This window comes from Pandoraea commovens (genome assembly GCF_024704525.1).
Lineage (GTDB): Bacteria > Pseudomonadota > Gammaproteobacteria > Burkholderiales > Burkholderiaceae > Pandoraea > Pandoraea commovens.
This window is the reverse complement of the sequence record NZ_CP102780.1, coordinates 4,921,495-4,945,614: the sequence shown is the minus strand read 5'-3', so window position 1 is coordinate 4,945,614 and position 24,120 is coordinate 4,921,495. Positions and strand designations below refer to the sequence as shown.

17 protein-coding genes and 3 tRNA genes are annotated in these 24,120 nt (G+C 61.1%); 11 read left to right on the top strand and 9 right to left on the bottom strand.

Annotated elements, in window-relative coordinates:
• Nucleotides 1-65: 65 nt before the first annotated feature.
• Entirely contained in the window at nt 66-2,207 is a 2,142-nt protein-coding gene (gene uvrC / locus NTU39_RS22245; RefSeq protein ID WP_257960125.1) for an excinuclease ABC subunit UvrC, read from the top strand.
• A 107-nt stretch (nt 2,208-2,314) separates the two neighbouring features.
• Here the strand turns inward: uvrC and kch are convergent, their stop codons facing one another.
• Nucleotides 2,315-3,565 carry a voltage-gated potassium channel protein gene (gene kch, locus NTU39_RS22240; protein WP_246184568.1) on the bottom strand — a complete coding sequence of 417 codons (1,251 nt, stop codon included), beginning with the start codon at nt 3,563-3,565 and terminating at the stop codon, nt 2,315-2,317.
• A gap of 172 nt (nt 3,566-3,737) precedes the next feature.
• On the opposite strand from kch, the gene pgsA reads away from it, so the two are divergent.
• From pgsA to NTU39_RS22220, 4 genes are all read left to right on the top strand, one after another.
• Nucleotides 3,738-4,331, top strand: coding sequence for a CDP-diacylglycerol--glycerol-3-phosphate 3-phosphatidyltransferase (gene pgsA, locus NTU39_RS22235; protein ID WP_150664481.1), 594 nt, complete (start codon nt 3,738-3,740; stop codon nt 4,329-4,331).
• Nucleotides 4,332-4,519: 188 nt separating this feature from the next.
• A tRNA-Gly gene (locus NTU39_RS22230) sits at nt 4,520-4,595 on the top strand.
• Between the two features lie 48 nt (nt 4,596-4,643).
• A tRNA-Gly gene (locus NTU39_RS22225) sits at nt 4,644-4,719 on the top strand.
• Nucleotides 4,720-4,835: 116 nt separating this feature from the next.
• Nucleotides 4,836-4,909 (top strand) — tRNA-Cys (locus NTU39_RS22220).
• Between the two features lie 102 nt (nt 4,910-5,011).
• Here NTU39_RS22220 and NTU39_RS22215 read toward each other — a convergent pair.
• A complete protein-coding gene (locus NTU39_RS22215; RefSeq protein WP_150664480.1) occupies nt 5,012-5,797 on the bottom strand; it encodes a helix-turn-helix domain-containing protein in 786 nt (261 codons plus the stop codon).
• Nucleotides 5,798-6,040: 243 nt separating this feature from the next.
• Here NTU39_RS22215 and NTU39_RS22210 point away from each other — a divergent pair, with 243 nt between their 5' ends.
• From NTU39_RS22210 to NTU39_RS22200, 3 genes are all read left to right on the top strand, one after another.
• A complete protein-coding gene (locus tag NTU39_RS22210) occupies nt 6,041-6,418 on the top strand; it encodes a hypothetical protein (RefSeq protein WP_257958593.1) in 378 nt (125 codons plus the stop codon).
• A gap of 111 nt (nt 6,419-6,529) precedes the next feature.
• Complete coding sequence (locus NTU39_RS22205; RefSeq protein WP_257958592.1) at nt 6,530-7,183, top strand: glutathione S-transferase family protein; 654 nt, start codon at nt 6,530-6,532, stop codon at nt 7,181-7,183.
• Between the two features lie 294 nt (nt 7,184-7,477).
• Nucleotides 7,478-15,127 carry a type I polyketide synthase gene (locus NTU39_RS22200; RefSeq protein WP_257958591.1) on the top strand — a complete coding sequence of 2,550 codons (7,650 nt, stop codon included), beginning with the start codon at nt 7,478-7,480 and terminating at the stop codon, nt 15,125-15,127.
• A 70-nt stretch (nt 15,128-15,197) separates the two neighbouring features.
• On the opposite strand, the gene NTU39_RS22195 is transcribed toward NTU39_RS22200, so the two are convergent.
• Nucleotides 15,198-15,716: a lipocalin-like domain-containing protein gene (locus tag NTU39_RS22195; RefSeq protein ID WP_150664477.1), complete on the bottom strand. Its 519-nt coding sequence runs from the start codon at nt 15,714-15,716 to the stop codon at nt 15,198-15,200.
• Between the two features lie 166 nt (nt 15,717-15,882).
• Here NTU39_RS22195 and NTU39_RS22190 point away from each other — a divergent pair, with 166 nt between their 5' ends.
• Complete coding sequence (locus tag NTU39_RS22190; RefSeq protein WP_150664476.1) at nt 15,883-16,761, top strand: LysR substrate-binding domain-containing protein; 879 nt, start codon at nt 15,883-15,885, stop codon at nt 16,759-16,761.
• Between the two features lie 152 nt (nt 16,762-16,913).
• On the opposite strand, the gene NTU39_RS22185 is transcribed toward NTU39_RS22190, so the two are convergent.
• Together NTU39_RS22185 and NTU39_RS22180 are read right to left on the bottom strand one after the other, a co-directional pair.
• Entirely contained in the window at nt 16,914-17,603 is a 690-nt protein-coding gene (locus NTU39_RS22185) for a GNAT family N-acetyltransferase (protein WP_150664475.1), read from the bottom strand.
• A gap of 33 nt (nt 17,604-17,636) precedes the next feature.
• Entirely contained in the window at nt 17,637-18,062 is a 426-nt protein-coding gene (locus NTU39_RS22180) for an MAPEG family protein (RefSeq protein WP_257958590.1), read from the bottom strand.
• Between the two features lie 100 nt (nt 18,063-18,162).
• Here NTU39_RS22180 and NTU39_RS22175 point away from each other — a divergent pair, with 100 nt between their 5' ends.
• A complete protein-coding gene (locus NTU39_RS22175) occupies nt 18,163-19,131 on the top strand; it encodes a GlxA family transcriptional regulator (protein WP_150664473.1) in 969 nt (322 codons plus the stop codon).
• A 3-nt stretch (nt 19,132-19,134) separates the two neighbouring features.
• Here NTU39_RS22175 and NTU39_RS22170 read toward each other — a convergent pair whose 3' ends face one another.
• Both NTU39_RS22170 and NTU39_RS22165 read right to left on the bottom strand, forming a co-directional pair.
• On the bottom strand, nt 19,135-20,091 hold the full coding sequence (locus NTU39_RS22170; protein ID WP_257958589.1) for an alpha/beta hydrolase family protein: 957 nt from the start codon (nt 20,089-20,091) through the stop codon (nt 19,135-19,137).
• A 106-nt stretch (nt 20,092-20,197) separates the two neighbouring features.
• The gene (locus NTU39_RS22165; protein WP_257958588.1) at nt 20,198-21,046 is read right to left on the bottom strand and encodes an AraC family transcriptional regulator; all 849 of its coding nucleotides are present in this window, start codon (nt 21,044-21,046) and stop codon (nt 20,198-20,200) included.
• 92 nt (nt 21,047-21,138) lie between these two features.
• On the opposite strand from NTU39_RS22165, the gene NTU39_RS22160 reads away from it, so the two are divergent.
• Entirely contained in the window at nt 21,139-21,813 is a 675-nt protein-coding gene (locus tag NTU39_RS22160) for a pyridoxamine 5'-phosphate oxidase family protein (RefSeq protein ID WP_257958587.1), read from the top strand.
• Nucleotides 21,814-21,844: 31 nt separating this feature from the next.
• Here the strand turns inward: NTU39_RS22160 and NTU39_RS22155 are convergent, their stop codons facing one another.
• Complete coding sequence (locus NTU39_RS22155; RefSeq protein ID WP_150664471.1) at nt 21,845-22,591, bottom strand: FadR/GntR family transcriptional regulator; 747 nt, start codon at nt 22,589-22,591, stop codon at nt 21,845-21,847.
• Between the two features lie 255 nt (nt 22,592-22,846).
• Complete coding sequence (locus tag NTU39_RS22150; protein ID WP_246184589.1) at nt 22,847-23,962, bottom strand: porin; 1,116 nt, start codon at nt 23,960-23,962, stop codon at nt 22,847-22,849.
• Nucleotides 23,963-24,120: the final 158 nt, after the last annotated feature.

Genomic DNA, 24,120 nt, shown 5'->3' with positions numbered 1-24,120 from the left:
CTGGCAAAGTCGCGAAAGCCGGAACGCCAAAGGGCGAGCGCCGCAACGGCAACGACGGACCCCAGATGCCTGCGGACGACGCCAGCGATCCGGGTGACGCCAACGACGCGCCGTTGTTCGATGCGCGCAAAGCGCTCTCGCAGTTGCCGAATCTGCCTGGCGTCTATCGCTACTACGATGCGGCGGGCAACGTTCTTTACGTGGGTAAAGCGCGCAATCTGAAGAAGCGCGTATCGAGTTACTTCAACAAGACGCAGTTGTCGCCGCGTATTGCGTTGATGGTCGCGCGCATTGCGAAGCTGGAAACGACGGTCACGCGCTCCGAGACGGAAGCGCTGCTCCTTGAAAACAATCTGATCAAGGCGCTGCATCCGCGCTACAACATCCTGTTTCGGGACGACAAGTCGTATCCGTTCCTCAAGCTCACGCAACACAAGTACCCGCGCATGGCGTATTACCGTGGCTCGGTGGATCGTCGTGGTCAGTATTTCGGACCGTTCCCGAGTGCATGGGCGGTGCGCGAGAGCATCCAGATTCTGCAAAAGGTCTTCCAGTTGCGCACTTGCGAAGACTCCGTCTTTTCGAATCGCACGCGTCCGTGTCTGCTCAATCAGATCGAGCGATGCAGCGCGCCGTGCGTGGGCGCGATTGACGACGAGGACTATGCACGCGACGTGAACAACGCCGCCGCGTTCCTCTCCGGACGTCAAAAGGAAGTGCTCGGCGCGCTCGAAGACAAGATGATGGCCTACGCCGAAGCGCTCAAGTTCGAGCAGGCTGCGGTCGTGCGCAATCAGATGCAGGCGCTCTCCGGCGTGTTGCAGCAACAGTCCGTCGAAACGGCGGGCGATGTCGACGCCGATATTCTTGCCGTGGCCTACGCTGGCGGTCGAGCTTGCGTGAACCTTGCGATGGTGCGCGGCGGACGTCATCTGGGCGACAAGGCGTATTTCCCGGCGCACGTCGAGCGGGGTGTCGAAGGCGGGATTGCCGACGAATTCGAGGAAGACGAAGTGCTGGCCGAGTTGCCGTCCGATGATTCGGACGATGCTGTGGCCAAGCCGGACGTGGGCGACAACGATCCGTCCACGCAAGTCGAGCAAGCACCGTCAGCGTCGCTCGAGTCGCGTCTGCTCGAAGCGTTCGTCGCGCAGCACTATCTCGGCCAGTCGGTGCCGCCGGTGCTGGTGGTGAGCCATGCGTTGCCGAACGACGAGTTGCTCACCGCGCTCTCGGAGCAAGCGGGCCGCCGTATCGCGATGGTGCGCCAACCGCAGGGCCAGCGACGCGCGTGGCTCGACATGGCGTTGCAAGGCGCACAACTTGCGCTCACGCGTTTGCTGACGGAGCAGGGCAGCCAGCAGGCGCGCACCAGCGAGCTGATCCAGACCATCGGACTCGACATCGACGATCCCGCGTTGCTGCGCGTGGAGTGCTTCGACATCAGCCATACGCAGGGTGAAGCCACCCAGGCGTCGTGCGTGGTGTTCCATCATCACAAGATGCAGACGAGCGAGTATCGGCGCTACAACATCACGGGTATTACGCCGGGCGACGATTATGCGGCCATGCGTCAGGTGCTCACGCGCCGGTACGGCCGTTTGATGGAGGCTGCCGCTGCGACGGTAAGCGACGCAGCGGATCCGTCGTCTGTGGCCGCCGACGTCGCACGTGCCGAGGCCGACACCTCCGTCGTGGCAGCAGATGACGCCACCGAATCGAGTGCATCGACTACCCCGGATATCGCCGACGTCGAAGCCAATCTTCCGCAACTGGTGCTGATCGACGGCGGCAAGGGGCAGGTGGAAGTGGCGCGTCAGGTGTTCGTCGAGTTGGGGATCGATATTGGCCGTCTGGTCGGCGTGGCGAAGGGCGAGGGACGCAAGGTGGGTCTCGAGACGCTGGTCTTCGCGGACGGACGTGCACCACTCGAACTCGGTCGTGAAAGCGCGGTGCTGATGCTGATCGCGCAGATCCGCGACGAGGCGCACCGTTTCGCGATCACAGGCATGCGGGCGAAGCGTGCGAAGGCGCGTCAGACGTCGCGGCTGGAGGAGATCGAAGGCATTGGTGCGAAGCGCCGTCAGCGGTTGCTGATGCGCTTCGGCGGCTTACAAGGTGTGGTGTCCGCGAGCGTCGATGAATTGGCAAGTGTCGAGGGCATCTCGACAACGCTCGCCGAGCAGATCTATCGCCAGCTTCACTAGTTCGGTCAGTTCACCAGGGACGCCGGGCCGCTACCTCCCCCGGCGGTCCTCGTCACCCCTTCGTCACCCCCTCGTCACCCCTTCGTCACCCCCTCGTCACCCCCTCGTCACGTATCACCGTGAAACAGCAATCGCATCACGGTGTCGTTATCGACGGTTTCACCGGAGAGCGTGCGGGCGAGCAACTCGCCGCCGACGACTGGCGGTGCAAAAATCATGTCCGGCTGCACGCGCTTGAGTTTGCTCAGGTGCTTGCTGTCGTTCACTGAGGCGATGGTGCGCACGGTCGGCGCGATCTCTTTCGAGGCGAGCACGATGAACGCATTTTCGGAATCGTCCGCCCGCAGTGCGAGCACGGCTTTGGCGTGCTCGATGCCCGCATGGGTCAGCACGGTGTTGTCGCTGGCGTCGCCGTGCATGACGTCCGCTTCTTCCGGGTAGGGGTTGTCCGCACCGCTCGCGATGATGACCGTCACCGGCCAGCCGCGCTTGGTGAGTTCATGGTGGACGTTGACGGCCAGCGGCGAGGCACCGGCCACGATGAAGTGGTTCTTTCGTATCACGTGCGTGAATCTCCCGGCGAGAATTTTCTTGAGGTTACCCCCGACGAGCGGGCCGATGACGACGGAGAGCGACGTCGCGAACACGCTGATCCCGAAGATGATGACCGACGCGGTGAACAGGCGCGCGTCGGTCGATACCGGCACGATATCGCCGTAGCCGACCGTCGTCATCGTGACGATGGCGAAGTAGAACGCCGTGGCGAGATCGCTGACATTCGGCTTGAACTCGCGCCCCAGATACATCGTGCCGAACGTCGCGTAGATCACCAGGGCGAACACGGCCACCAGCGTGTAGAGCGTGGCGGCGGCGAAGCTGGCCCGGTCGAATTCGCGCCAGTACCAGAGCAACAGTCCGAAGCAGACGAGCGAGAGAACGAACGTCAAGTCGAAGCGGATGTTGAGGTGGAAATTGATAGCGGCGGCAAGCGCGAGCATGACCAGCGTGAAAGCCCACGCGGTGCGCGCGCGAATCACGAGTCCGCAGGACAGTGCGACGAGCGCCGTGCCGACGAGCGCGCGGGGCAGATGCGAGAAGTCGATGCGCTCGATGGCGTTCAACCCGAACAGTAGCCGGGGCAGGTGCGTGGCTTCGATATGTTCGAGGGCGGAGAGGTCGCCGCGCACGAAGAGGTCGATGAGCAGCGAACCGGGCACGCGCAGCAATACGGAGGCAACGAGCAGCAGGCCGTCGATGCCGACGAGTCCTGCGATCAGCACGTGCCGGGGAATGAGCGACCCGAGAGGTGGCCGGTGCAGGGCACTACGCAGGGCGGGCAGGGGCGAGTGCAGTTTCACGAGATCGGCGCTATTGGCGGGATGTTGCGAGCAAGATAGGGTCACACTGGCGCACATGTCAACAGGTGTGCGGTGCCGCGGCCTTGTCGCTACGGGGCAGACACGGCACAATGCGGGTCTGGTACGGCTGCCGAGTGCGCCGTGTGTCGACGTTTGCCGAACTCATGCTGCCATGCCTTTCAATGTCCCCATATTCCTGACCTGGCTCCGGATCGTGCTGATCCCGCTGGTGGTCGGCGTCTACTATTTGCCGACGACGTGGTTGTCGTCCGTCGAGATGAACTGGGTGGCGTGCGCGGTGTTCGTGCTGGCGGCGCTAACCGACTGGTTTGACGGGTTTCTGGCACGCCGCTGGAACCAGACGTCGGCGTTCGGAGCGTTTCTGGACCCGGTGGCCGACAAGCTGATGGTGGCGGCGGCGCTACTGATGCTGTTACAGATGGGACGAATCAACGCGCTGGTGGCGCTCATCATCATCGGGCGGGAAATCACGATTTCGGCGCTGCGGGAGTGGATGGCGCAGATTGGCGCGTCGCGCAGCGTGGCGGTGCATCAGCTGGGCAAGATCAAGACGGCGGCGCAGATGGTGGCGATTCCGTTGTTGCTGTTCAACGGCACGGTGGCGTGGAATGGATTGCGTTTCGACTCGCGATTCTGGGGCACGTGGCTGATTTACGTGGCGGCGGTTCTCACGTTGTGGTCGATGCTGTATTATCTGCGCCGCGCGTGGCCGCAGATTCGTGAGCGTGGCGGCACACAGATGTGAGCGTAAGTCTCTGAATATGCGGGAAGTGCGCGGGATCTGTGCGGTGGAGGAGAAAAAACTTCACAAATTTTCAGTGCAGGTGCTTGACACTGAATCGTCGTTTAGACATAATCTCCTTCTCGCTGCTACGGCGTTAGCCCGGCAGCGAAGTTTTTAGAAGTCGATGGATTGGTAGTACGCATGACAATGCGGGAGTAGCTCAGTTGGTAGAGCGCAACCTTGCCAAGGTTGAGGTCGCGAGTTCGAGACTCGTCTCCCGCTCCAGTTTTCACACTGGACATTAAGTGGTTAATCCTTGGTGTTCGGTGTCATGCGGGAGTAGCTCAGTTGGTAGAGCGCAACCTTGCCAAGGTTGAGGTCGCGAGTTCGAGACTCGTCTCCCGCTCCAAATCCAGAGGGAAGCCTGACTTCCCTTTTTATTTGCCGAAAAGCCCACGGCGATCGATCCGACGGGCGCCCTCGATGGCAACAGCGAGTGGTTACAATGCGGCAGCATGTCTCGATGGCGGGATAGCAAAATGGTTATGCAGCGGCCTGCAAAGCCGTTTACGTCGGTTCGATTCCGTCTCCCGCCTCCAAAATTCAAAAGCCCTGACTTGTCAGGGCTTTTTCTTTTTCTGCGTCGGTTTTCTCGTCTGTAAGCATCCTCGCTGCGCAATAAGGCTGAGCGCAGCCCGGCTTCACAACACCATCGCACGCATAATCCGGCCGGTCGCCTCATCGGCCGGGTAGAACGCTTCGAGCGCCATCTCGGCGAGCGTCACATCCACCGGGGTGCCGAATACCGTGGTCGTGCTGAAGAACGACAGCAGACCCTCGTTTGCGTGCAATTGCATAGGCACGAAAATGTTCGCCGTGGGCGGTACCGCCGGTGTTGGCCCGCGCTCTGCCACGGGATACGCCTTCAGCTCCTCGTACAACTCGCTCAGCGTCGTATCGCCGCTCGCGTGAATCTGTTGACGCAGGCGATGCAGCAGATGCGCACGCCATTCCGGCAGATTGGCGATACGCGGCGCGAGACCGTCTGGGTGCAACGATAGACGCAGCACATTCACAGCACCGCTCAGCAACGAAGGATCGACGCCCGCGAGCAGTGGCATCACCGCGCGATTTGCCGCGAGCAGCGTCCAATGTCGGTCGACGGCCAGTGCCGGATACGGCTCGTGACCATCGAGCACGCGCTGGACGGCTTCTCTGGCGACGGTCATGTCAGGGCCGTCGAACGCGCGAGCCTCGAAGCGGGGCGCGAAGCCCGCCGCGACTAGCAGGGCATTGCGCTCACGCAGTGGAATGTCGAGCGCTTGCGCGAGATGCAGGAGCATCTCGCGGCTGGGTTGCGCGCGGCCGGTCTCCACAAAGCTCAAATGGCGGGTGGAAATCTCGGCTTCCAGCGCGAGATCGAGCTGGCTCATGCGTCGACGCTGACGCCAGTCGCGCAACAGGGTTCCGATAGCAGGTGTCGTCATGATGCGGAGTGTGGCGCGGTTAGAGGACGAGCAGCCATTACCTCGCAGGTAATCGACGGTGCGTCGCGCAATCGGGAAGATTATAGCCAGCGGGACACGATGTCTCGTCATCCTGAACAACGCTGCCATGCGCGCGTTGTCGGGATCGGACCCACTCCAATGGAGGTCATCATGATGTCATCCCGTCAGTCCCCGCTTGAGGCTTCTAGCCGCCATTCGCTTCATTCCTCCTCCCGCGCTTCGATGCTTGCTCGCGTCATGCTCGCTGACGCGCTGGTGAGCGGTGCCGTCGGACTCTTGCAGGTACTCGCCGCAACGTCACTGGCAGAGCTGCTGGATCTGCCGGCCGTCGGGCTGCGCATCACGGGCCTTGTCCTGCTTGTCTACGGGGCTGCGCTCGTCTGGATGGTGCGACGCACCGCGTTACCCGCTGGAGCCGCGTGGGCGGTCATCGGCATCAACGTGATCTGGGCACTCGATTGTGCCTTGTTGCTGGCATCGGACTGGATCGCGCCCAACGGTCTAGGCGTGGCCTTCATCTGTGTGCAGATCGTCACTGTGCTGGTGTTCGCCGAACTGACGTTCGTCGGACTGCGACGCCGTCGGCTGGTGTCGGTCTGATGGGGGGGGTGCCCCCGCGACGGCAAGAGTTCACTGATATTCGATAACGGCGGGGGTAGTCGGCGTTACTATCGTCAGAATTGATCCAGACTTCAGAAATCGACGACAGACATGACCGCGAAGAAACTGTTCTACTACCCCAGTAACGCCAGCATGGCCCCTCATATCGTTCTGGAGGAAATCGGCCAGCCATTCGAACTTGTGCTGGTAGATCGTAAGCACAATGAACACAAGTCAGCCGAATATCTGCGCCTGAATCCCAACGGATTGATTCCGTTGCTGGCCGATGGCGACATGGTGTTGTACGAGACAGCCGCTATCTGCCTGCATCTGGCAGATACATCGCCTGAAAGCGATTTGGCACCCAAGCTGGCAACGCCGGAACGGGCCGAGTTTTACAAGTGGCTCATGTGGCTGACGAACACGCTTCAGTCGACATTGATTGTCTATTTCTACCCGGAGCGTTGGGTGGACGTCGGCAACGTGGCGGGCATTGATCAGGTGCGGGCGCATGCCGAATCGAAGATCGGCGCATTGCTTGAACAGTTGGAGCAACAGCTTCAGTCGAGCGGCGGCCCTTGGTTGCTGGGCGACGAATACTCGATCCTCGATCCGTACGCGTTCATGCTCTGTCGTTGGACAAGAGGCTTCACGCAACCGGCACGCGAGCGGGCGCTGCTCGGTCAGTATTTGCAGCGGATGCTCGCACGACCTGCAGTTCAACGTGTGTTGAAGACGGAAGGGCTCGCCGCGCCCTTCGTGTGAAGCATCGGATCGTGTAGCTGTTTGCATCCATTCCAGCCTCGATTTCCAGAAATTCAAAGCCCTGACTTGTCAGGGCTTTTTCTTTTTCTGCACCGCGTCCTGTCCATCCCGCTTCCTTCATCCTCGTTAGCCGTATGCGGAGGCGGGGGGCGGGCGAACCAAGCTCATTCGGGAAAATGCACGGCGCTGCCTTCGTCGGCGTCACCTAATATTGTTTCGGCAGGCAGCATACGTCCATAACTAAACGATCAACAGGAGTACGGAAATCTCGTAAATTGATAAGGAGTGCTTATTTTGAACCACGGAGCCCAATTAAATCAGTCGAAGCGAGCGAGTGATCAAGTCGCCGTTGTCGGAATCGGATGTCGGTATCCCGGCGCGCAAGGGGTTAAAGAGTTCTGGGAAAACATTCTTGCCAAGCGACAGCAGTTCAGGCCGATTCCGGCGTGTCGGCTTTCGAAGCAAGGCTACTTTTCATCGGACCGAAGGGCAGAGGATCAAACCTACGCCTGGCAGGCAGCCGTAATCGACGGATATGCATTCGATTGGCAGGCGCGCCGCATTCCTAAAAGTACATTCGAGTCCACTGACATTGCGCACTGGTTGGCGCTCGATACCGCGATCAGCATGCTTGAGGATGCTGGCTATGTGGGCGGCGAGCGATTACCCCGGGAATCTACCCGGGTGATCGTAGGCAATACCCTGACAGGCGAGACGACGCGTGCCTACGACCTGCGCTTGCGTTGGCCGTACGTGTTGTCTTGCGTGCGAAAGGCGTTGGCATCTTCCGGTTGGAACGCCGACACGACCATCTCGTTCGAAAATCGTCTCAAAGAGATTTACAAGCGTTCATTTCCGGAAGCCAACGAAGACTCCCTGGCCGGAGGGCTTTCCAACACCATTGCCGGACGTATAGCCAACTACCTGGACCTCAATGGGGGCTGCTATACGATAGACGGTGCCTGCTCGTCCTCCCTATTGGCAATTCACGCAGCGGCGACCTGTCTGATCGCAGGGCAGTGCGATTTTGTGATCGCAGGTGGTGTCGACATCAGTCTCGACCCATTCGAACTGGTCGGCTTCGCAAAGGCAGGTGCGCTCACACCGACACAAATGCGCGTCTATGACGATCGCGGCAACGGGTTTATTCCAGGAGAAGGGAGCGGCTTCGTCGGATTGAAACGCCTGAGTGACGCGATTGAGAGTCATGACAAGATCTATGCAGTGCTCGACGGTTGGGGGATGTCGTCCGATGGTCGAGGGGGGATCATTGCACCGAGCGCACGGGGTCAGCACCTGTCGCAGGCGCACGCCTATCGCTTAGCCCGTGTTTCACCGGAAGCGCTTGATTTTGTAGAGGGGCACGGCACCGGCACTGCCGTAGGCGATAGGGCTGAATTGAATGCCCTCGGCATGACGCTTTCCTCGTCGGACGACGCACACGTTTGTGGCATTACGTCACTCAAGTCCATCGTAGGTCATACCAAAGCAGCTGCGGGGATTGGTGCATTCATCAAGAGCGTGATCGCAGTCAATCAACGTGTCTTGCCCCCGACGGCAGGGTGCGATGAGCCGCATCAGGCGTTTTCCAGCAGTGCACGTGCTTTGTTCCCAGCGATACGCGGCCGGGCATTTTGCGAAGCAGATGTGTTACGGGCCGGTGTCTCGGCGATGGGATTTGGCGGCGTCAACGTGCACGTTACGCTTAGATCCTACGTTTCCCCGCCGGCCTCGCATCTGCGTAGCGACCTGGAGAATCGCAGTGCGATGGCGAGTTGGCAGGACAGCGAAGTCTTCCCTTTGACGGCATCGTCTTCCACGGAACTTAGACACCGCGTGGCGAACCTTCGACGTGATGTCGAAGGAATCAGTCTGGCCGAACTTTCCGATCTGGCCGCGCACTGCGCGCGAAATGTCGATCTATCAGCCCCATGGCGTGCTGCAATCGTCTCGGCATCGCCGGAGCAATTGTCCGAAAGACTGGCGCGGCTCGATACGGCACTCATCGATGCCAATTCTGCACGTCCTGTCTCGGATCGCGAGCACGAGTTCACGTTCGGGCGCGTGACCGAATCGCCTCGGGTCGGCCTGTTGTTCCCGGGGCAGGGTGCCCAACGATTGGGCATGGCGGGCGCGCTGATGGAGCGCTATCGTTGGGCGCGCCGGAGTGCGGAGCAAGCCGAACAATGGGCGGCCAGGTATGGCGCGCCAAGCATTCTGAAGACAATGCACCCGGAGCTGGACCGGTTTCCCCATCAGGCGGAACGCGAGTCGCTCATGAACACGCTGCAACGCACCGAATGGGCGCAACCATCTATTGTGCTGGCGTCTCTGATCTGGCTGCAAATGCTGACGCGATTGGGAATTCGGCCCAACTGCGTCGCGGGGCACAGCCTCGGAGAGCTGGTCGCATTCCATGCGGCAGGGGCGTACGGCATGCAGACCGCCGTCGAGTTGGCCGCTGTGCGAGGGCGCGAGATGGCGGCAGGTACCGGTGCCGCAGGAGCGATGCTTAGCCTCGCATGTACCCGCCTTCAGGCTCAACGCCTCATCGGCGAGGCAAAAACGTCCGGTTATGCCGTATTGGCCAACATCAACAGTGAGCGCCAGATGGTTGTGTCGGGGGAGATTGCTGCCATTGACGTCATTGAAAAGGCTGCCATCTCGGTCGGTACAGCCGCAGTTCGATTGCCCGTCAGTCACGCATTTCACTCGAAACTTGTCGAACACGCCGCCGATGCCGTAGGCAAGTGCGCACCGATCGCTCGCGACTGCGACGCGCTGACCTGCGTGTTGATTTCGAGTATCGATGGTCTGGAACTATCGCCGCAAGTTGAGCTGAAAGAGCATTTTGCTCGCCAAATCGTCAGTCCCGTCGACTTTGTGCAAACGCTGAACTCACTGGCAAGGCATGTCGACGTCGTGCTTGAAGTCGGACCGGGAAACGTTCTCACGAATTTGTCGCGTAACGTTACTGGCACAAGGGACTTGCCATGCTTTCCGGTGGAGAGCAAGTCGGAAACTTGGCGCGACATCAACTGGGCGCTTGCCAACCTGCACGTACTGGGTTCTCCCATCGTCTGGCGGGAGTTGCACGCAGAGCGAGTTATCCGGCCGTTTATTCCTGCGCGCAGTCGCGTGTTCATCGCGAATCCTTGCGAGTGCTTGGCCGGGGAGACGTTGCCGTCATGCGTGCCCGGTGATCAGATCGTTTCGCCGCCCGAGATTGCAACTTCCGATACAGCTCGCGAAGCCGAAAAAACGTCAGCTAAAGATGTCGCATTCGATTCTGAATCGCTGACGCCTGCCGCTGGCGTTTCCGCATGGCCGGTCCTTCGACGCTTGTCTGCACAGATTACGGGTTTTGCCGAGGCGGCCATTGTCCGCGAGTCTCGCCCGCTCGACGACCTGAATATGGATTCGATCAAGACGGCTAATCTTATCTCACGTGCAAGCGAAGCCGTGGGTATTGCTCCGGGAACACTCGACGCGGTCGCACTTTCTGCGAAGCGGCTTGGCGAGATCGCTGACGCGATGACGAGTGTCAAAGGATGTGCGAGGGCTCCCGCTGAGGAACGCTCGGTAATGAGCGTGTTGCTCGACGAGGTTTCTCGGGTCACAGGATTCGACAAGTCGCGCCTGACCCCGGATGCTCGCTTGCTGGACGATCTCAATCTCGATTCCATCAAAGCTGCGGCATTGCTCGCTGGCATCATGCGCGTTACCGGGGTCGAAGGGGGCGGCGAACTTGTCAGGCTCGCCAACGCGACGCTGCAAGAAATTGCCGCGCACGTATCCGGGTTGGCCGAGCGCGTTGTTGATCCCTCTACCGCGCCCGACCTCCCTGTGCAAACCGTTACGCCAACCCAGGCGAACGACACCGAGGCACCCAAGTGGGTGCGCGCTTATGAAATGATCTGTGTTCCGGCAACTGCGCCCGAAGTCTCGGAGAGAGGGGACGGTGTGCGCTCGCGCGTTATGGCGATCGATCCGGTCGGTACGATGCACCCGGCCCTCATTGAGGCGTTGGCGTCGGTGGGCGTGAAGGTATTTGACGGGTTGAGCGTTAGCGTCGAACGAGTCGAGCACGCCGTGATCGTACTACCTCGCCGCGCGCGAAGCGCTCCCGCCCCGAGGCGCGATTACATCAAGTCGATTGTCGAGCCGCTGCATCGTTCAGTCGATTTTCTGACGCGAATGAGATGCGAACGCGTCACTTTCGTGCAATTCGAGCTGGGTCAGTTGTTCGGATTGCCGTCGCACGGCGGCGAATCCCCGTCGCCAGAGACGTCCTGCGCTCAGGCTTTCGCGTCCAGTCTTCGTATGGAGCGCCCGGAGCTGAGCGTCCACATTCTGGATTTTCCATCTGTCGTGCCTGATGAAGTCGTTGTGCAACGCATTTTGGAAAGTGCATCGGACGCGTCCAGGTACCGGTTCTCGCTTCATGATGAGGCGGGGCAGCCATACGCTTTGACGCCTCGCGTTCTCGACATCGCCTCACTGCCGGATCGGACGCTGACATGGTCGTCCAAAGACGTCTTGCTGGCGACTGGGGGAGCGAAAGGGATTACTGCTGAGCTGGCGCTGGCTTTTGCCAGGCAAACCAATGCGACCGTAGTGCTGGTCGGAAAGAGCCCGGCGAATAACGCAGAGGTTCGCGCTACCGTGGCCAGATACGTTCAGGAGAATCTCCGCGTCGCCTACTTCGCTTGCGATTTATGCGACGCCGGAGGCGTTGCGGACCTCGTCAGAAGCATCGATGGACAGTTTGGCTCCGTGACGGCTGTGATACACGGCGCTGGCGTCAATGTCCCGAGGCGTATCGAACAGGCCAGTGTCGATGACGCCACTCAGGAAGTCGCTCCCAAGTTGCAGTCAGCGCTTTCCCTCGCTCACGCACTCGGGGATCACCCCCTCAAGCTCGTGGTTGGACTTGGCTCTGTTATCGGTGTAACAGGGATGCCCGGGAATGCGTGGTACGGATTCGCAAATCAGGCGATGGACGTGGTGCTGAACAATCTTGCCGTTCAGCGACCCGAGGTATCGACGCTCACCATCGATTTCAGTGTTTGGTCCGATGTTGGCATGGGGGCGAGGATGGGAAGCGACGTGCGTCTCTCGAAGACCGGCGTCGGCGCCATACCGAAAAATATCGGAGTCGAAAGCTTTCTCGGCCTGATCTTGCGCTTGCCGCCGGCGAAGCGAATCGTCGTCGCCGGCAGCCTCTCCGGACTCGAGACCTGGCAGGCGATGCTACCTGATCCTGTGGTGAATGGCCGCTTCGTCGAACGCGTAATTCGTTATCAGCCGGGAGTGGAGATCGTCTGCCGCCCGGATCTTTCCCCGGCTCACGACGCCTATTTGAAGGACCATGAGTATCACGGAGCTCTCTTGTTTCCTACGGTCTTCGGACTTGAGGCAATGGCGGCGTGCGCACACTCTGTGCTCGGTATTTCGGCATCCGCGGGATGGACGGGATTCAGATTCGAGAACGTTGTGCTTGAGCGGCCGGTGATCGCGAGTCCGACGGGCAACACCCGCATCGAAATACGCGCACTGGTGAGACAGAAGCAATCGAGTGAGGAACCTCTGCGGGTCGATGTCGTCATCGCGGCCGAACAGACTGGGTATCGACCGCGTCACTTTTCTTGCGAAGTCGTGTTCGAGAACGACCGGCAGACACCGGATGAAATGACGTGGCCTGAGGATACGATTCCCAACCTCTCGCCGAGCGACTTGTACGGCCGACAGTTGTTTCAGGGACCACAATTTCAGCGCATCAAGGCCCTCCATATGATGGACTGGTCTGGGGCGCGGGTCAGCGTCGAGACCCGAGATTCCGAGCGGGCGTCGTCGTTTATCACTGGCGATCCGTATTTCCGCGATGGCTTGCTACAAACCTCTCTGCTCGTGATTCAGGGGGATTTCTTGCCCGCGCACATCGAGCGCATTGAGCGCTTCGGCCTGATCTCCGACGAACGGACGTCTTACCTGGTCAGAAACGACGTGACATCGCGTACGGACGATTCCGTGGTATCGAACGTCGTGGCAGTGTCGGCGGACGGCCGTGTTGTCGAGAAAATCACCGGCTATCGAATTCAACGAATATCTGGCGACGAGCGAAATCCGACGCCTCTGGACTGGGTCGACCCCAGTTGCCGCGACAGCGGGATTCTCCATCGTGCTTTGCGTGTCGCTTCCGAGGCACTCACGTGTGAATCGCCACAAGTCCTGCTGCGTTACACACCTGAATTGCAGGGGGCGCAACGCTCGAAACGCCATGCGGAGGAACGTCCTCAACTGGCTGCCGTGATCGAGGCGGCGCTGACCGCCAGGCAAGTGAATTTTTCCGCCGAAGACACCACCGTTTCATGGGACGACAATGGCAGGCCCTATCTAACTGGAGCGATTGGAGAGCGCTTCGGTGTATCGCTTGCGCATGACACATCACATTGCTTGTGTGTGTGCGGAGCATGGATTCAAGGGTGTGACGTCGAAGAGATAACGTGTCGAGATGAGTCCATGTGGCGTCGAATTCTAGGAGACGTTTCGTTCGGATTGATGCCAGGTTTACTCCGCGACGGCGACACCCTGGACGAGGCCGGCACACGTTTGTGGTGTGCGATGGAAGCTGCCGTCAAGTCCTTGGGGAAAACAGATATCCAACTCGCGCTGACGCAACGGTCCGGCGATGCCGTCATGTTGCGCGGCGAAGGCGCGGGCGGGGCGCGAGGGGTGAACGTCCTCACTTTGCCCTGCGAGTTGACGCGGCATCCGAAGAAAATGTTCGCATTTGTCGTGAATCGTGGTGGCGTGCAGAGCGAGCCTGCCGGTCGGGTGCCTGGTGTCGCCTTGTCCTGTGCAACATCTGCGCAAAGTTCGGGGCCGGAGCATTCTGAGTCTCAGCAGCCCACCTTCATTACGAAAACTCGGTTCCGCGCGGCATTCAAGGATACATGGCCACCTGTGCTCACATTAAGCTCGGGAACGATCGCCGAATGGATGGGACGGCTTCGAGAGGAGCATGCCGTTGATTTCGGGCGGCAGATTCTGGACAAGTTCGATACCGGTGTGTTCGGCATGGCCACCAATCATTCCAGCGTCGAGTCGATTGCACGACCGGATACCACTGATCTCGTAGAGGGCCGATTTTGGTTTACCCGCCAATATGGCCGCGGTGATTCGACACTTGATCAAAATCTCGAGTGGCACCGGATCGACGCGGCGGGGAACAGCACGTTGATCGCCCGCGCAAAGATGACGACGTCATCGACGACAATAGTGAGCCATGGCGTGATAGAGCCGGTGAACCTGCCCGCGTTCTATGGTGACTGGCTTGCGCCGCGTCTTGCCGGTTTGCGCGATTGGCTGGAATCACATCCGTCCATCGATACGCCGCATCCCTCGCTTGAATGGAGTACGGCGGCCTCGTATGTGGCATGCTTGGCCCCGGCGTTGGAGTCGATACTCTGCCGGAAGATCTTTGAGACGTCACTCAGCAGCGGAAATTTGGTCGGGAACGTGTACTTCGCCCACTACTACCGTTGGCAGGATCTCATCGCTGAGCAGTATTTCCGGTCGATCTCGTCCGAAATGCCACATCCTTCTGCTGCCAGAGAGGGGTTCCATTGCTGTTCGGCTTCCGTGGACCATTTGCGTGAAGCCATGCCGTTCGACAGGATCGAAGTTGTCATGGCGCTTCAGGCGTTGCACGCCGACGGGCTCGAACTGCGCTTCGAGCACTATCGTCTTGGCGATGGTGACGAGCGAATCAAGTTGGCAGCGGGTTCTGCTCGGTACGTTTGGACACATCGTACACCTGCCGGAATCGCGATCTGCGCACAGCCATTGCCGCGTGTGCTGTTCGACGCGCTTAAGGCAGCATGCAGCTCGTTTCGAAACGAATCCTGTTTGCCGAAGACGGATGCTCACCCCCTCGCTTGATCGTCTACCGATCCGGTCATGTGGCAGTGGTCTTCAGGAGACGATCTCGCGCGATTTCGATGCTGTTGTGTCAGTCCACCCGCTGCCAGACGGAGATCGGCGTATCGCCGTTTGGCCGCGGCCTCACGCGGTAGCTCAGCACGCCTTCCTTGAGTTCGTAGTTGCGCTTTTGCTGTTCTCCCTCCCAGTTGGGAAACGAAGCGTTATGGATGTGGAACGTCAGCGTGCCGTCGGCCGGATCGATGCTGATCGTGCCCGTGTGTGTGCTGGAGCCCATGACTGCCGCCTTGTACTCGGCGGGCGTTCCCGCGCTCTTGTCTCCCGACGCGAACTTAGGCCGTTCCGCCTTGAAGATTTGCAGCGAGTAGTTTCCCTTCGCGTCGATGACAAGCAGGCCCTTGGGCGCCGCGCCATAGTCGCGTGCGCGAGAGCCGTCCGGATGCAGGACGTCAGCCGCGACCAACGTCCACGTGCCCGCGAGTGACGGCGCAACCGTCGGCGTCGCGGCGTGTGAGCCCGTCGTCAATATCGTGCACACTGAGAAGACCGCGCCGAGCATGCCGCGCTTGAGCATCGTCTGACCGTTCATAAGGTGATTTCTCCGTGACCGGAAGGAGGTAAGAGGGATGGCCGGGGAGGGCGCGCGCAGATCGTGCGAGACACGCGGATCGACCCGGCACAGTCACCGATGATAGCCAGATGAACGATGCAGTAAATGCGATAATTCGGCATCGATGCTTCAGAGAAACTGAATAATGGCGATCCCGAATCTCGACATGGATGCCCTGCGGACATTCCTCGCGACCCAGCATCTGGGCAGTCTGAATCGCGCGGCAGAACGCGTCGGACGTTCGCAATCGGCCGTCAGTCAACAGATGCGCAAGCTCGAAGAGCAGGTCGGCGAGTCGCTGTTTCGTCGACAAGGACGAGGTCTGGTGCTCACCGATGCGGGCGAACTGATCCTCTCCTATGCGCACCGCATCCTCGATCTCAACGACGAAGCCGTTCGTGCGGTTCGCGGGGCGTCGGTCGAAGGCGCGGTGCGCTTTGGTCTGCCAGGCGACTTCGCCGAAACGTGGTTACCGGCGGCGCTTGGGCAATTCAAGAAGACGCATCCGGGCGTGCGCGTGGAAGTGGCCGTCGAACGCAACGGCGTGTTGCTTGAACGGCTGGACCGAGGGGAACTCGACCTCGTGCTTGTGATGGGCAACGAAAGCCGGTCCGATGCCGAACCGCTCTCAACGTTGCCGATGACGTGGATCGGACCTGTCGGCGTCGACGTTGCCCTAACCCCGGGGCTTCCTCTGGAGCTCGCGCTTTACAACCCGCCGTGCTTCTTCCGTCGTGCGGGCATCGAGGCGCTCGATGTCGCAGGCATTTCGTGGCGGCTGGCCTACACGACGGCGAGTCTTCAGAGTCTTTGGTCGGGGGTCGCCGCAGGGCTAGGCATCACATTGAGAACGGCGGCCGGTCTGCCGCCGTCGCTAAAACGGCTCGGCGCAAAAGAGGGCCTGCCGCCGCTGCCGTCGGTTGCCCTCTGCCTGCATACGGGCCATCGGGACACGCCACCCGCATTGGCGCAGCTCAAGCGCGTGGTAACGGAATGTGCGGGCGCGAACCTCGCTGCAGCATAGTTTCTGCGGGACGCAAGTATACCGGTGCCGTATTGCCGCTTCGTGACGTTCGTCAGCGAATTGACGACGCCACGCGCGAACGCATTGCAAAAGCGGGATAAACGGGTAAGCAAGCGAATGAACTAGCGAATCGCCTGCCGAATCCTCAACGCTTAGGCTAGCGCTATCCGATTCATCACAAACGTCTGACGCGTTTCAAACCCCATGCGCTTGTAAAGCGCGATAGCCGCTTCGTTGTCATCCTTCACATGAAGGAATGGGGTATCGCCGCGCGCTTTGATTTGTTGGCGAAGGATGTTCATCAGGCGGCCCGCCAGCCATTTGCCGCGGTGACGCTCATCCACACACACCGCGCTGATTTCCACATAACCGTCCAGACGCATGCGCTCGCCCGCCATCGCAATCAGTTCGCCGTCTGCACGAATCCCGATGTAGTTGCCCATCTCGATCGTGCGCTTGCCGAACGGCCCGGGACGTGTTCGCTCCGTGAGCGCGATCATCTCTGGTACGTCGCTCACACCGAGTTGTACAACGCCTTCGTCGTTAAGCGCGCCGACATTGCCTGCATCCACCATCTGAATCACGGAAAACACGTGATCGTGATGAATGCCGTCCATCGGCGGCAATGCTTCCAGCGACGGCAGAAACACAAAGCCACCTCGCGAAATGATCGACGCCAGCGCATGAATTGCCGCCTGCGTCGTATTCGCCACGCCAGCAAACGGCGCCACATCGGCTTCGTATCGACGTGCCAATTCAGTCCCTTGCGCGAGTGCGGATTGCTGCGTCACCAGCGCATTCCACGTCGGGTTGTCGAGACGGCAATGATTCGGATATTCCATGTTCGTTTTCCTTGCTGATGCCTTGATGTCGATTTAAACCGCGTGTCCGAGAATCGCCGTGGCGAACGAGACCGTCGCGCCGAAACCCACAAGAAATGCCAGCGTGCGCACGACCGGAATGCCGGCGACATAAACGACGTAATGCACGATGCGTGCGATCAGATACAGCTTCGCCGCGAAAACCGTGGCGGGTGTCGAAATTCCGACCAGTGCGGCAATCAACACGAGCGGCGCAAAGACGGCGAGGTTTTCTACCGCATTGGCATGCGCGCGTTTGGCGCGTTGCATCCATGCGGGCGTGGCGGCCCCGGGCGTCTGTCCGGCAACTTCCGGCACAGGATTAGCCATCGCGCGAATGGGTCCGCGCAGTACGATCCCAGCCAGAATGTAGGGAATCCACATGGCCGCCGTCAGCAATGCCACGAGGGCGAGGTAATACAGTTCCGGCGTGAGCTTCATGGTGCCCCCTTGTTGGAAGTCGTTGAATATGAGGCGATTCTAGACTTCGGGGGACGACAGGAATATAGTCGCAAATGACAATATTCGAGTCATTTACGACATGAAGATTTGCGTTTTTGCACTGGACGGCGCGTTCGACACCGGCCTGACTGCGATCCTCGATACGCTCTGCACGGCCAACGAACTCGCGATGCTGCGCGGGGCCGATGTTTTGCCGTTCGACGTGAGCGTTGTCGGCACGAAGTCGCGCATCAAAACGGCACTGGGGATGACGATGGCCGTCGAACCGGCGCGTGACGTCGAACACTCGTCCCAGTTGCCCGACTGGGTGGTCGTCCCCGCGCTGAACGCCAAGTTGCCGGACATCCTCGTGCCTGCGTTAGCGCGACGTGACGTCGAAGACGCCAAGTCGTATATGCGCACGTGGCGCGAGCAGGGCGTCGGCATCGCGGCGGCCTGTATCGGCACATTCGTGGTGGCCGACAGCGGCTTGCTCGACGGGGAGGAAGCGACAACCACGTGGTCGCTTGCACCGTTGTTCCGCGAGCGATATCCGACGGTGAAGCTGAGCGATTCGCGAATGGTCGTGGAGTCGAACGGGCTGGTGACGGCCGGTGCGGCGATGGGGCATCTCGACCTTGCGCTGTGGTTCGTGCGGCAGGCCAGCCCTGAGCTAGCGTCGCACGTCGCGCGGTTCCTGCTGATCGACAACCGCTCGTCGCAGGCGCAGTACATCATCCCGGACTTCCTCGCGCATGCCGATCCGCTCGTCGAACGCTTCGAGCGATGGGCGCGCGAGCACATGTCGCAGGGTTTCTCGCTGGAGAGCGCCGCGCAGGCGTTGCATGTGCACGTGCGGACGTTGCAACGTCGCACGGAGCAGGTGCTCGGCAAGTCGCCACTGGCGTTCTTTCAGGACCTGCGCATTCAGCGCGCGAGACAACTGGTGTCGAACGGCTGCGATCTCGACACCGTCGCGACGCAGGTTGGCTATGCGGATGCCTCCACCCTGCGCAACCTGCTCAGACGCAAACTCGGTCGCACCGTGAAGGAGCTTCGCAGCGATTGACGCTCAGAATCCGATCTGTTTGAGAAATTCGTTGACCGGACCCGACCACATCTTGCCGCCGTAGGTGAGCAGCATGTGACCGTCGTGCCCAGCGATATCCTCCGTGTGGACGAACTTCGCCGGACTGCCCGACGCAGCGAACGCGTCGAACCATTGTTTCGGTGCGTCCGGTCCCCAATACTGGTCGTTGTGCGCGTACAGCCAGAGCCCCGGGATCTTCGTCGTCTTGCCGAATTCGCCGTAGACCGTCTTCATCTGCTCGGGATCGCAACTGTGTTGCGGCGACAACTCGGGCGACCCGCCTGCGCCGCCGGAGAAGTTGATGTAACCGACGACGCCCGGCGGATTCGTCGCCACCGTGGAGACGGTCGTGAAGCCGCCGACCGAGCGGCCCTCCAGCACCACACGATGCTTGTCCGCCCAGGGTTGCGCCTGGACCCACTTCAACGCCGCGAGGTTCGCTTCGGCCGTGACCTTCGCGAGCTTCTCGAAGTCGGGACGTCGCACGCATTGGCCGTTCTTGAACGACGAACCGGAGTTCTCCCGATCCGGCCCGCCCGTCAGTCCATAGCCGACACGAATCGGCGCGACGATGGCGAACCCCCGCGCCAGCCAGAACCGTACGTGACCCTTGAGAATCGGGGCGTCGAGCTTCGCACGAACTAGCGGATCGCCTGCGCGTCCGTGCTCGAAGATCAGTACGGGGAACGGGCCGTTGCCCGCCGGTTTGTAGACTTCCGTGTGCATGGCGATGTCGCCGCCGAAGGTATTCGCCCCGGGCACGACGATGCCGACGATTTCAGGCTTGACGTCCGTCTGCGACGGGGCGGCGCTCGCAGGCGGTGTCGAGTTGTCGTCCGTCGCCGCGAACGCCGTCGGCATCGAGACGAGAAGTGCCGTCAGCGCAGTGGCGCAGAGCGAGCCGGTGCGCTTGAGCGCGCATGCAGCGAAGCGTGTCATATGAGGGACGATCGTGTTGTATGAGCGAGGTGGACTTGCAAACCGACGCTATCGTACTTCGCACTGTGTGACAGCGGCACTCATGCTAACGGCTGAGGATGTTGCTTCAGTCGACGGCTTCGATGCCGTCGTCGTCGGCGTTCGCCACGTCGACGATCTCCGTCGAATCCGTCGCAAAATAGCGGCCCGGTGTGGTGTCGAAGGTGCGTCTGAACAGCGCGATGAAGGCGCTGGCGTTGTCGTACCCGAGGTCCAGCGCGACGGCCCCGACCGGTTGCCCGGCGGCGAGCAGTTCCAGCCCGCGCAACAGACGCGCGCGCTGACGCCACGCCGTGAACGTCAGCCCCGTCTCCTCAACGAAGCGGCGGCTCACCGTACGCGTCGACGTGCTGGCCCAGTTGGCCCATGCGTCGAGCGAGCGGTCGTTGGCCGGATCGTCGATGAGGGCGGCGGCGATGCGTCGCAGGCGAGGGTGGCTTGGCATCGGGAGACGGAAGGCGTCGGCGGGGCTGACGGCGATCTCGTCCAGTATCACGTGCATGATGCTCAATTGCGCCCGATCCGGCTCGCCCAGCGCCCACTGTGCGGCACGCGCCACCGCCTCGCGCAGAAGTCCGGACACCGCGATCGCGCGCGGCTGATCCGGCAACCCGGCGCATTGATCCGGACGCACATACACCGCCCAGCCATTGAACGGGCCATGCGAGAAGGCCGCATGCGGGCAGTGCGGCGGTACCCAGACGGCACGCGACGTCGGCACGACCCACGTGCCGAGATTGGTGCGAACGGAGATCAGGCCGCTGAACAGCCCGAGCAACTGTCCCGACGCGTGTTGGTGCGTCTGCGAGACACGCGGCACACTTTCCCGACCGACGAGCGCAATCAGCGGCGGGTCCTGCGCGTCCATAATCTGTACGCGCGCCATTTTCGGCTTCAGGTGGTAGGGAAATTCCATGGCGTCATTTCGCTATTGAATGGCTTGGATAGTCTATCAGCGCCATCAGGCAACGCGATAAGCTCGGCACATGTTTTTGAAGGAGCATCGCCATGTCGTTGCCAATCTATCCCGTCGGTTCGCGTGACGCCGTGCAGTCGCCTGCGTCTTCGGCATCCCCCGATCCCGCTCGTGTCGATCTAGATGCCCTGTACGATCCGCCGTCCGAGGGGATCGTCAAAGGTGTGATGTCGCGCCTGTTGCCGTTCCACACGGCTTATCTCGATGTCGCGACGTTCTTCTGCGTGGCCACCGGCAATGCGCAAGGGCTCGACGCCTCGCCGCGCGGCGGCGCACCGGGCTTCGTCAAAGTACTCGACGAGAAGACTGTCGTCTTCGCGGACTGGCCCGGCAATAACCGTATCGCCTCGCTGCGCAATCTGACCGAAGACGACCGCATCGGCATGTTGTTCCTGTTCCCGGGGCTGGAAGTCTTTATGCGTATCAACGGTCATGCGCGCATTGCCGTCGACCCGATGTTGCTCGCGCAACTGAAGGAAGGTGAGCGTACGCCGAAGACAGCCATCGTCGTGAGCATCGACGAAGTGCTGTTTCACTGTGGCAAGGCGATCAATCGCGCGAAGCTCTGGCGTGCCGAGTCGCAACTCGACCGCAAGGCCGTACCGTCGATGGGAGATATGAAGGCGGCGCTCACGGGGATGGACCCTGCCCGCGCCAGCGAGATCGATGCGGGGTACTACCGCGCGGTGCGCGGCGACCTTTATTGACGACCGGTGTGCCGGTCTTGTGCCATAGCGCTTAGTTCTGGGTGCCAGCCGACTCTTGCGCGCGGCGCAGACGCTCGCGGCTGTTCGTGAGGTGCGTGCGCATGGCGGCGCGCGCGGCTTCCGGGTCGCGACGCGAAATCGCGTTGTAGATGTCTTCGTGTTCGCGATTCACGCGATTGAGATACGACACCTGATCGTCGTCGGCCAGCGCTGCCGAGTTCACGCGCGTACGCGGAATGATCGTGTTGCCGAGTTGTTCGAGGATGTCGTGGAAATAGCGGTTGCCGGTCGCGCTCGCCACTTGCAGGTGGAAGGCGACGTCGGCCGTCACGGCGTTGCCGGTGCGCTGACGCACGTGCATCTCGAAGTCGTCCAGCGCCTGACGCATCGCCTTGAGTTGTCCGTCCGTGCGACGGTTTGCCGCCAGACCTGCCGCTTCCGTTTCGAGCGAGATGCGCAGCTCCAGAATCGCCATCACGTCGAGCATCGTCAGAATGCTGTTCGTGTCGACTTGCAGCGCATTCTCGCGCGGGGCTTCGAGCACGAAGGTGCCGATGCCGTGACGCGTCTCGACCAGCTGTGCCGCTTGCAGCCGCGAAATCGCTTCGCGCACCACCGTGCGGCTCACGCCCAGACTTTCCATGATGGCCGACTCGGTCGGCAGCTTGTCGCCCGGACGGAACGTGCCGGCGCGAATCTGCTCGGACAAGGCACTCACCACCTCCTCCGTGAGGCTGCGAGACTTGCGGCGAGGACGTGCGGGCAACGGGCTGGTCATGGACATGGCGTCGGTTGGAATTGTGGGTGACGATAAATGGCAAAAACGCCCCCAGTTTACCTTATCGACCGTCGCATACATACGACAACCGATAAGAATCGACCGCCAACGCCACAGCCCAGACGTTACCGGGCGCTGGCGGCCGAAAAGACTGCTTTGTGCGACTTCTCGCGACCACTCTCAAGCACTTGCTGCCATCCGGACCGGCACGCGCACAGCGTCGGTCCGGACGGCGTTACCCCTTAGGCACGGGCATCAGAAATCGACGCGGATCCCCAGCATGCCGACGAACTGCGAGCTCGTCGCCGACGGCGTGCTGTTCTGCGAGTCGCCGACCACCGGACCCGCGTTGATGATGCTCACGCCGTTCGCCGAGATCGACTTACCGTTGGCGTGTTGCCACGCTTCGAGCGCATACAGCGACGTGCGCTTCGAGAGCGAGTACACCTGCGCAAGCGACACCTGATGGTAAGTCGCGGCGTCGGTGATGCCGTTGGCCTTGGAGGCAGCCGTGTAGCTATACGCTGCCGCCAGACGCCACTGCGGCGCGACGATCCACGACGCGTGCACGCCCGCCGTATTGAAGATCGCGCTGTCGTGGAAGAGCGACGCGGCGCCCGGCTTGTACTGCACGTTGCTGTAGCTCGCACCCAGCGTCAGACTGCCGAGCGTGTAGATACCGGCCACCGCAATGTGTTGCAGCGAGTCGGCGGTAACGTAGCCCTGATTGACGGCCGACGTGCCCGGCACCCCGGTAGACGAGCTGTTCCAGGTCGTGCCGCCGCCGATGTTGTTCATCCGCAGGTAGCCCGCCGCCAACGACACCGGACCGCCGTCGTAACGCAACGCACCGGAGAACGTGTTGCCCTTGCCCATCGCACCGGCCTGACCGCCGAAGCCGTATTGAACGCTGGCCGTCACGCCCCACAGCACCGGCGACGTGTACGTCACCGAGTTGTTGATGCGGATGGTCGTGTCGAGGCCGTCGATATCGCCCGGGTGCGCACCGGTCGCGCCCGTGACATAAGCGACGGGACCGATCGTGCCGACCATCAGGTAATACGGCGAGTACTGACGGCCGATGGTGACAGTGCCCGCTTGTGCGTTCTTCACGCCGACGAACGCCTGACGGTTGAACATCACGCCCGACGAACTGAATGCGCCGCTGTTCACGTCAAAGCCGTTTTCCAGTTGGAAGAGTGCGCTGGTGCCCCCGCCCAGATCTTCCGTGCCGCGCAGGCCCCAGCGGCTGCCCGCGAGGTTGCCGTTGCGCAGATAGGTGTTCGACTTGCCGTTCTGGTTGCTGCTGTAGGTCAGTGCATCGTCGACGATCCCGTACAGCGTCACGTTCGACTGTGCGAACGCCGGCATTGCACCGGCGGCGAGACCGGCCAATACGAGCCCGGCAAACAGTTTCGAATGTCTCACGACTTCTCCTCTTGTGATGTGTTTTCTTGGACTTCGCGTACTTCGTTTTTATGTGAAGCGGGTGCTGCTTTTGTGGTGCTGCCGTGGTGTTCTGTCGGGTG